This is a genomic window from Oleiphilus sp. HI0043, from assembly GCF_001634935.1.
On the sequence record NZ_LWEY01000826.1, the window covers coordinates 1 to 680 of the forward strand.

1 protein-coding gene is annotated in these 680 nt (G+C 48.7%); it reads left to right on the forward strand.

What is annotated here, in order from left to right:
* Window positions 1-59: 59 nt before the first annotated feature.
* Window positions 60-680: efflux RND transporter periplasmic adaptor subunit (locus A3729_RS09360; RefSeq protein ID WP_369820121.1), on the forward strand; the 621-nt coding region annotated here is incomplete at its 3' end.

The following is a 680-nucleotide window of genomic DNA, read 5'->3' on the forward strand; positions in this document are numbered from 1 at the left end:
CGCAATGGATCAGATATGATCTTACTATTCGACGCCCTCTATTTTAGGAGAACTTAGTTTTGTCAGCTCAGCGATTAGTTAAAGTACTAGCGCCAATTGTAGTGTTGTTGCTATGCCTTTTGTTGGCCTATCAGATAAGTCAGTCGCAACCACCCGCGAGCAAGGGGCGTCCTTCAAAGGCAAATCCTTTATTGGTCGAAGTGGATAAAATAGCGCCTCGGGACTTTCAGGTCACGGTAGAGTCCTATGGTGTTCTGAAGGCTAATACCCGGACGAATCTGTTGTCCCTGGTCTCGGGACAGGTTTTAAAGGTCAGCCCTGCTTTTCAGCGGGGTGCTTTTGTCCAAGAGGGTCAAGTCCTGTTGGTGATCGATCCGCTTGAATATGAGGTGAGCTTGCAAACTGCGCGTAGTGATTTGGCTAATGCGGAGTTAGCTCTGGCGGAGGAGGAAGCGCGTTCCGAGCAAGCACTTCGGGATTGGCGTACCCAAGAAAAAATCAATAGTACACCGGCGCGTGATTATGCGCTGCGTTATCCTCAGCTAAAAGCGGCCAAGGCTAAGTTGGAGACGGCTAAAGCCAAGCTATCCTTGGCGCAGAAAAACTTGGAAAGAACTAAAGTTCGAGCACCCTATGATGGTCGTTTGATAGAAACCTTCGTCAATAAAGGCAGTGTCATC